We start from the raw sequence: 7,685 nt of genomic DNA on the forward strand, positions 1-7,685 counted from the left end.
CACCTGCGATTATTGAGTCTGCTCGAATTGACGGAGCAGGAGAACTAAGAACATTTTGGAAAATCGTCTTACCATTAGCCGTGCCGGGAATTGCAACGATCAGTTTATTTGCAGCTATCGGTTTTTGGAATGATTGGTTCAACGCATTGCTGTATATTCAAAGCGACAATTTGATGCCGCTGCAATATGTATTGATGCAGATTCAAAGCAATATCGAATTTATGATTGAAAATGCTGGTATGAGTTCCATGATTGGAGCTGCTGGTATCCCGAAAGAAGCCACAAGAATGGCAATGGTTGTTATTTCTACACTTCCAATCGCATTAAGCTACCCATTCTTCCAAAAGTACTTTATCAGCGGATTGACTATCGGCGGAGTGAAAGAATAGCCGCTTAAGGGTATGTGGTTATGATTAATTTGTAAGTTTTTATCTAAAGGGTTTGAGTTTTATAAAAAAATAGTAATGGAGGATATACAATGAAAATCAATTTTAAGAAGACATTGGTTAGAGGAGCTGTTGCTCTTTTATGCGGAGCAGCTCTAGTCGGGTGCGGCAGATTAGCATCTGGCGACAGCAAGGAAAGCGAAAGTAAAAACACCGGCGGAGACAAAGACACTGTTTTGATGTACCAAGTCGGAGTAGCACCAGAAAATCTTGACGAATTAATGGAAATTGCCAACAAACGAATTGAAGATGAAATAGGCGTCCGCTTGAAAATTCGTATGCCGATTTAACAGAACTATCTAAAGAATTTGCACCTGAAACAATGGAACAATTAGATGAAGCGTACATTAAAGGAAATACAATTGATGGAAAACTTTATGCTATACCCGTTAATGCAAACGTTTATGCACAACAAATGTTTACGTTTAACCCAACGTTTTTAGATAAATACGATATGGATATTTCTAAAGTCAGCAAATTAACAGATTTAGAACCTTTCTTGCAAACCATTAAAGACAATGAACCTGGTGTTGTACCTTTAACTGCAGGTTCAGGTTGGAGAATTGAAAAAGACATCGATTTCTTGATCGGCAACAATGTACCGCTTGGTATCGATTTAAATGGAGATCTTACAAAACTGATCAATCCATATGAAGAAGGCGACGGCCTATTGCCGCAACTAGATACTATGCATGATTACTACAAAAAAGGCTTTGTTCCTGCTGATGCGGCCACCAGCCAAACGGCTTACAACACAGATGAAGATACTTGGTTCGTAAGAGCTGAAACACAAGGACCTTACGACTACGGTGATTACTTGCTACAACGTATTACTGGAAAAGACATTCAGTCAAAACCTTTTACTAAGCCAGCAAAAACTGTAGCACAAGCCCGGATGGCTAATTTTGTTATCTCAAACAATTCTAAGAAAAAAGAAGAATCTATGAAAGTCTTGAACTTGCTGAACACAGATCCAGAATTGTTAAATGGTTTGGTTTATGGTGTTGAAGGCAGAAACTGGGAAAAAACCGATGAAGAAGGACGTGTACGCTTATTGGAAGGGTACCAAGATCCTAAGAGCGGCTACATGTCAGCATGGAACTTAGCTAACAATGCGATTCTTTACATCGATGAAGCTGTAACAGATGAACAAATCGAATACAAAGAAAAATCAATTAAAGAAGCAGAAGAATCTCCATTACTTGGATTTAACTTTGTGACTGACAATGTTAAGACAGAAATTACAAATGTGAATAACGTGGCAGCTCAATACACAGCTGGGTTGCAAACAGGTAGTGTTGATCCTAAAAAAGTTGTACCTGAATATTTAGAAAAATTAAAAGAAGCTGGATTGGATAAGATCAAAGAAGAAGCACAAAAACAATTTGACGAATTCAATGCAAGTAAATAATCGATTTAAAGAGACCTTTGTTAAAAAGAACGCCTGCTTCTTAGGCGTTCTTTTTCTTTAAAAACTAAAGACCTAAGCGTTGATAATAAGTTGAAGAGGAGAAAAATAACATGTTAGAAATGATCGATACAAGACAAGGAACAAACAATAACCGTAATTTTTCGAATGGCAATACATTGCCCTATACAGGTGTTCCTTTTGGAATGAACCATTATGCTGTACAAACAGCGAATGAAGATAGCTGGTTTTTTAATCCTTACCATCGCGTATTCCAAGGAATTCGTTTATCTCATCAGCCTAGTCCATGGATGGGGGATTTTTGTCCGATAGTGATCACGCCGATTGCGGGAAACGACTGTTCAAATGACATTCTTTCTTATCAAAGTTCTTATCGGCCCGAAGAATCGGTGTTTAGCCCGCATTATTTAAAAGTCAAACAACTGCGATACAACATTATTACAGAGCTGACTCCTAGCGAACGAGGTTGTCGCATGAAGTTTGCATACCAGTCTGAAAAACAAGCAGGAATCGTTTTTCATGTGCCGGGTAAAAATAGCCGGTTAAGATTGGAACCGAAAACCAACACAGTCAGCGGATTTGCTAATTATGCTGCCGGCAGCCATGACCCTGAATTTGGAATGTATTTTACGCTTCATTTTGATCAGTCTCTTGACGTTGAAGTCAGCGGTCTTTTTGAAACAGAAGAAGGCAAGCAATTGATAGTGTATTTTGAAGGAGCTGCTCGTCAGACAGTCCAAGCAAGCTTAGCAACTTCTTTTATCAGCCAAGAACAAGCACAGTCAAACCATAACCGAGAGATAGCGGATTCGTTTGAAGCACAAAAGTTAGCTGCTGAAAAAATGTGGAATAAGTATTTAGGAAAAATTACTGTTTCGCATAAAAACCAAGAATACGTCAAAACGTTTTATACTTGTCTCTATCGGATGTTTTTATTTCCGCAAAAATTTTATGAATTAAATGAAGCGGAGTTGCCGATCCATTATGATACGACAGCAAAAGCAGTAAAGCCGGGTTATTTATATACCAATAATGGATTCTGGGACACATATAAAACCGTTTATCCTTTGTATTCAATCATTGCACCTGGTGAATATCAAGAAATTTTAGCCGGTATCTTAACATCTTATAACGAAAGCGGCTTTTTGCCTAAGTGGCTTTCTCCTGATGAACGTGGAATGATGCCCGGTACGTTGGTTGACGCCGTGATTGCAGATGCTGCAGTGAAAGGGCTGTTGTCTAAAGCAGAAATAGCCGAGTTTTTGGAAGCCATGGTCAAAACGGCAACAGTTAAAAGCGGAAACTCAGTATACGGCCGACTTGGAATTGAAGAATATGATCAATTGGGCTATGTTTCAACAGCTGTACCCGAAAGTGTGAATCAAACGTTGGATTACGCTTACAGTGACTTTTGTATCGGTCAGACTGCTGCCCTGCTGGAAGATCAACAGGAAACAGCAGAACAATTCATACAGTCTTCTTTAAACTATCGAAACTTATTTGACTCAGAAACCGGGTTTATGCGCGGGAAAGATTCAAAAGGAATTTTCAGAGCTGACTTTTCTCCAGAACGCTGGGGTTTTGACTATACAGAAGGAAGCGCTTGGCAAAATAGCTTCGGTGTTTATCATAACTTCCAAGACTTAATCGACAGTTACGAAAGCGAAACAGCTTTTTTAAACCGGCTGACAGAATTGTGCAACACTTCTCCTTCATTTGAGGTCGGCAGTTATGGATTTGAAATTCATGAAATGAGCGAAGTAGCCGCGATCGATTACGGACAATTAGCTCTTTCTAATCAGCCCAGCTTCCATATTCCTTACTTGTTTAACTATGTCGGGAAACCGGCATCTACCCAGGTCGTTGTTAAACAATTGATGACCCGGTTGTTCAACAGCGGTTATGAAGGGTTTCCCGGAGATGAAGACAACGGCAGTATGTCAGGCTGGTTTGTCTTTAGTTCCATGGGCTTTTATCCCGTAACTCCCGGCAGCGGAGAATATGTTTTAGGGATCCCGCTTTTTGATGAAGTGAGCATTCAGCTGCCAAATGGGAAGATGTGGGAAATCGAAACATTGAACAATACATCACAAGCTAACTTTGTGACTAAAGTTGAAAAAAATCAGCAAGACTATAAAAAATTGTTTTTGACTCATACTGATCTCGTTAAAGGCGGAGAGTTTACCGTCCACTTAGGGTTAGCTCCTGTATACCAAGACTATTCAAAAGCAGAACGCCCTTTTTCATTAAAAAAACAATGAGTCTGGTCGATAATCGATTTTGACTTATGCACGTTGCTAGTTAGTGAGACAAGAAAAGAAGTGGAGACAGTTGTCTCGCTCCTTTTCTATTTGCTCTAAGTAGTGTAAGATAAAAGCAATTGTTTTTAACAGAGCACGAGAGAAAGATTTGGAGGAATGAAGTGTGTTTTCAAAAGGAATTGAAACAGTATTTAATAAAATATATTATTTGATAAAACTAAGTTTGTATTTTTGGGGACTGAGTTTTATGGGGTTATTAGTTCTAGGCGTCACCCCAGCTATGATGGCGATTATAGAAGCGCATACTGAAGCAAATTGGGATTTTGGACAAATCAAATGGAAAACTACATTCGTTCATTTTAAACAGCATTTTAAACAAGGAAACCAATTGTTTTTACTTTATGCCGCAGTTCTTTTGATCATCGGCTACAATTTATTTATTGCCCTTCAGACTAAAGGATTGGTTTTTTTAATGCTTGATTTTCTTCTTATTTTCATCTTGTTTATCTTGGTGTTATCTTTTATGATCAACTTGGCTGTTTTGACTTCTTTTGAGATCACATTATTCAATTCACTAAAACTATCTGTGATACAGTTTTTTACCAATACAAAAGAATGCTTTTTGTTGGTGTTCGGCTTGGTAATCACCAGTTTAATTACTTACAAGTTTCCCGGACTGATATTATTTGTTTCAACCGGACTGCTGGCTGTTGTTATCAGTACGAGCACAAAAAGAATGTTTGAGAGTATTTTAATGGATTGAACGAAAAAAGGTCTTAGTTAAGGAGCAGCAGCAAAATGAAACCAAAAGTGAAAAGCAATCAAATCTATTCGTTGCTAAAAACGTATTCGATTATTTTGATTCTGTTTTTGACCGTTTTTAGTGTAGCAGTTGGACGATTGCTTTATGAAAACAACAAAAAATTAGCTTTGCAAAGTATTCAAAGTGCATCGGGTCGATTTGAATTTTTAATCAATAAAGACCAAGAAAAAGTTGAAGAAGTGGCTGTCAGCTTAACTTCAACACCAGAAAAAATCGACAATATTTACCAATATTTTGAATTGTCTTATGCTGATTACTTATCGGAAGTGCTGGATATCAATTACCACACAGACAATTATTATTATTTGCCCAAAGTTATTGAGAGTCTCTACTACAATGAAAGCTCACTTTTAGCAACTAGTATTAATTTAACCAATTATCCAGAAATCTATTATTCGAAGACAGGTAGTTTAATGGGTGAAAAGGTGAAACAGCTGCCTTTGACAGAAGCTATCCGTTTTTCTGCTATTTTGATGAACCGCAACACCTTGCAGTCGATAGGTTCTTTGCATATGGATTTTGAAAAAGAAACGTTTGATCAAATTTTGACTAATCAAAACACCAATTATACGATTCAAACGTTTGTTTTTTCAAATACGAACCAACTAACTTATCAAGGCAGCAATCATCAAAGTCATTCCGATATTGCAAACAAGCTGGTGGATCAAATGGCTGTTCATTCAAAAATCAATTTAACAGAATTGGAAAAAGACTACTATGTCACTGAGTCGCTGACTAAAAGCGATCATCAAATTTATACATTGATCCCGCGTAGTGAAATCAATGAAAGTACATGGAAAAATACATTTAGTCTCTTTTTGTTCAGCTTACTGATCGACAGTGTTTTGTTGCTGATCCTTTTTCATTTATTCAAGAAGTATGTGGTTCAAGTAGAAGATATTCTAATATCGATCGATCAAGTTGCGGCAGGAGACAGCGAAAACCGAATCAGCACGCAAGACAAAAAAGCTGAAACCAAGCAAATAGCAGAAGGTATCAATGACATGCTCGACAGCCTGCAAACGTATATCAAAGATATTTATGAATTAGAAATCAAACAAAAGGATGCCGATATGCGTGCTTTACAATCTCAAATCAATCCTCACTTTTTGTATAATACATTAGAATACATCCGAATGAGTGCGATTAGTGAAGGAGCTGAAGAGTTGGCAGACGTGGTATTTCATTTTGCAACTTTGTTGAGAAACAATATTTCTCACGAAAAAATAGTGACTGTAGAAAATGAATTGAAATTTTGCGAAAAATATATTTACCTTTATCAGATGAGGTACCCTGACCAAGTAGCTTATTTGTTTAAAGTCTGCGAAGATGCTAAAGAAGTCATGATACCTAAGTTTGCTATTCAGCCGTTGATAGAAAATTACTTTGCGCATGGAATCGATTTTATGAAAATAGAAAACGCCATTAGTGTCAAAGCCTACCGTGAAGAAGACAAAACAAAAATATTCATTGTGGATAATGGAAAAGGGATTCCAAAAGAACAAATGGAACAGTTGAATCGCTCTTTCAAAGACACCGATTTATTTAAACCTGGTTCAGTAGGAATCATGAATGTCTATACCAGAATGAAACTTTACTTTGGAGAACAGTTTGAAATGGAAATTAAAGAAACTGTTGGCGGAGGAACAACTATTGTAATGGTGTTCTGATGAATGATTAAAAAAGGATGAGTTAGTATGTATAAAGTATTATTGGTAGACGATGAATATATGATTTTAGTTGGTCTGCAAAAATTGATTGACTGGGAAAGTTTAGGTATGGAGATAGCTGGAACAGCTAGAAATGGAAAAAAAGCGCTCGATTTTATCGCAGAACATCCTGTCGATATCATTTTAACCGATGTCACAATGCCTGTTTTATCAGGAATTGATTTTATTCGAGAAGCGCAAAAGATAGCTGAACCTTTTAAGTTTATTATTCTTTCAGGATATCAAGAATTCGAATATGTCAAAAGCGGGATGCATTTAGGAGCCTCTAATTATCTGTTGAAGCCGATCGATAAAGAAGAACTGTATCATTCACTTGAGAATATACTAAAAGAATTTGAACAAGCCAAGTTATATAACCAAGCCGACCAAGTGATCTTTGAAGGAATGCTTGGTCGGTGGATAAGAAATGAATTGCAGGAAGATCAACTTGGACGACTATTCGAAAACGCATCGTTTGATATTTCTGAAAATACAAAATTTACCGTAGTTCTTGTTCGAAACAAACAATTAAAAGACTGGGAGCTTTCATTTAAGGAGGTTTGTCGTTCATTGAATCAGCCTTTGTTTCTATCGTTAAATGAAAAAGAAAAAGTGATTATTTTGACAGAAAAAGAAAACATAGAACTGCAATTGAATAAATTAAATGAAAAAATGGGAAACAACTGTTTATTTTACGTTGGTTCACAAGTAGAAAATACAAAAAAAGTTTATAAAAGTTACAAAACAGCACTAAAAGCAAAAAAACATGCTGATTTTTATGGGCAGCCCTTTACTCTAAACACGTATAAAGAGAATAAAATTACTGATTTAACTTTATCAGGTTTGATAACAGATTTAAATGAAGGGATTTTTTCTAAAAATATTGAACGTATCTCAAAAGAGATTTCATTATTTATTAGGCAATTAAAAGAGAATCAGCTGTTAGAGGCTGAAAACGTTAAACGATTGATGTATTTAGTTATCGTCAATGTTTACTTGCAGTTTGATGCAATCGAA

Annotated in this window: 5 protein-coding genes and 1 pseudogene; all 6 read left to right on the forward strand. The window is 36.6% G+C overall.

All coding sequences use genetic code 11. The features are described 5' to 3' along the window. Positions 1 to 389, forward strand: a 389-nt coding sequence (locus RT405_RS06355; RefSeq protein WP_313468503.1) for a carbohydrate ABC transporter permease, incomplete at its 5' end; no start/stop codon positions are given. 89 nt (positions 390 to 478) lie between these two features. Next, positions 479 to 1,857, forward strand: a pseudogene (locus tag RT405_RS06360) (ABC transporter substrate-binding protein). A gap of 110 nt (positions 1,858 to 1,967) precedes the next feature. Continuing rightward, entirely contained in the window at positions 1,968 to 4,136 is a 2,169-nt protein-coding gene (locus RT405_RS06365) for a GH92 family glycosyl hydrolase (RefSeq protein WP_313468505.1), read from the forward strand. A gap of 163 nt (positions 4,137 to 4,299) precedes the next feature. After that, entirely contained in the window at positions 4,300 to 4,899 is a 600-nt protein-coding gene (locus RT405_RS06370) for a DUF624 domain-containing protein (protein ID WP_313468507.1), read from the forward strand. Between the two features lie 35 nt (positions 4,900 to 4,934). Continuing rightward, positions 4,935 to 6,629, forward strand: a complete 1,695-nt coding sequence (locus RT405_RS06375) for a sensor histidine kinase (RefSeq protein ID WP_313468509.1) — start codon at positions 4,935 to 4,937, stop codon at positions 6,627 to 6,629. 27 nt (positions 6,630 to 6,656) lie between these two features. Beyond that, the coding region (locus tag RT405_RS06380) for a response regulator (RefSeq protein ID WP_313468511.1) at positions 6,657 to 7,685 on the forward strand (1,029 nt) is incomplete at its 3' end.

This window comes from Carnobacterium sp. (assembly GCF_032094055.1).
GTDB lineage: Bacteria > Bacillota > Bacilli > Lactobacillales > Carnobacteriaceae > Carnobacterium_A.

Bases quoted from the DNA above. Each gene is read 5' to 3' on its own strand.
- RT405_RS06365 (WP_313468505.1), top strand. From the start codon at position 1,968: ATGTTAGAAATGATCGATACAAGACAAGGAACAAACAATAACCGTAAT.
- RT405_RS06375 (WP_313468509.1), top strand. From the start codon at position 4,935: ATGAAACCAAAAGTGAAAAGCAATCAAATCTATTCGTTGCTAAAAACG.